This is a genomic window from Planomonospora algeriensis, assembly GCF_977012225.1.
In genome coordinates this window covers 1-1,024 of record NZ_CDRNDK010000934.1, presented here as the reverse complement: position 1 = coordinate 1,024, position 1,024 = coordinate 1, and the positions used below count along the sequence as shown (strand labels likewise).

Genomic DNA, 1,024 nt, shown 5'->3' with positions numbered 1-1,024 from the left:
CCCACCGCGCCGGCCACCGCACCGCCCGACGAGCCGACCGGCCGGCCCACGGCGACGCCCACCCCCTCCGCGCGGCTGCCGAAGGGCTGGCGGCTGTACGAGGACCCGGAGATGGGCTTCAGCATCGCCGTCCCGAAGCACTGGACCGCCGTCCGCGCCACCGACCGCGACCGGGTGGAGTTCCGGGCGCCGGGGGCGGCGAGCTTCCTGTGGATCGAGTCCACCGACGACCCCGAACTCGACCCGGTCAGGCACTGGGAGAAGGTCGAGAGGGTGATCAGCAAGGTCCGGGCGGGCTACCGGCGGATCGGCATCAGCCCGCTGAACTACCGGGGCATGGCCGCCGCCGACTGGGAGTTCACCTACACCAGCAAGGGCGTGCCGACCAGGGTCCTGGACCGGGGGTTCCGCACCACGGAGGGCAAGCCGTACGCGATCTACTGGGAGAGCCCGGAGGCCCGGTGGGACCGGACCTACTTCGACCGGTTCACCGAGACGTTCCAGCCGTGACCCCGGCGGACCCGGTGGTGCCCGCCTCCGCGGATCCGGCCGGCCCGGCTCCGGGCGACCCCGTTCCGGCCGACCCGGTTCCGGCGGCCTCCGCGGGTCCGGCGGGCCCGGTTCCCGGAACGGTCCCGGCGGAGGCGGCGCGCTTCTGGCGGAGCCCGGCGCTGCCCGGGGTGGACCTGCTCAAGGCCCGCTACGTCACGCACCGGTTCACCCGGCACGTGCACGAGCAGTACGCGATCGGGGTGATCCTGTCCGGCGTCGAGGAGTTCGACTACCGGGGCGCCCGGCACCGCGCCGGAGCCGGCTCCCTGGTCCTGGTCGACGCCGAGCAGGTGCACGACGGCCACGCGGGCGTGCCGGGCGGCTGGACCTACCGGATGCTCTACCCGTCCGTGGAGGTGATCGCCGGCGTCGCGGCGGAGCTGGCAGCCGGGCGGGGCACGCCGTACTTCCCCGAGGCCGTCGTCTCCGGGCCCTCCGGCGCGCACGCCGCCGCCCTGCTGCGCGCCGCCCA

The 1,024-nt window shown here is 75.5% G+C and carries 1 protein-coding gene and 1 pseudogene; both read left to right on the top strand.

The features are described from left to right. Positions 1-510 (top strand): annotated as a pseudogene (locus tag ACWJ6R_RS37000) (hypothetical protein); the annotation flags it as partial. Beyond that, positions 507-1,024, top strand: a 518-nt coding sequence (locus ACWJ6R_RS36995; RefSeq protein WP_449066650.1) for an AraC family ligand binding domain-containing protein, incomplete at its 3' end; no start/stop codon positions are given. The pseudogene ACWJ6R_RS37000 and the gene ACWJ6R_RS36995, both read left to right, overlap by 4 nt.